Below are 211 nucleotides of genomic sequence, written 5' to 3' on the forward strand. Positions count from 1 at the left end.
TGGTCGAACACGCTTCTCGTCTGCGTGCGCAGATCGCCGAAGTAGCCGACCGAGTGGGGTTCGGCGTCGAGATTCGACGGCAGTGCGCCGACGCCGCTCAACGTGATGGTCCGGGCGCTCGCGGGGACTTCAATCGCTTCCGCGAATTCCCGGGCCCACGATGCCTCGAGGCGCCTGGGGGTAGGGTGCCGCACAATGGCGTCGCTCATTG

1 protein-coding gene is annotated in these 211 nt (G+C 66.8%); it reads right to left on the reverse strand.

All coding sequences use genetic code 11. The annotated features are described in order from the left end of the window. A partial coding sequence (locus ACM5QX_RS29725) for a hypothetical protein (RefSeq protein ID WP_414756788.1) occupies nucleotides 1–211 on the reverse strand: 211 nt, incomplete at both ends.

This window comes from Anabaena sp. CCY 9910, assembly GCF_963920875.1.
Lineage (GTDB): Bacteria > Cyanobacteriota > Cyanobacteriia > Cyanobacteriales > Nostocaceae > Trichormus > Trichormus variabilis.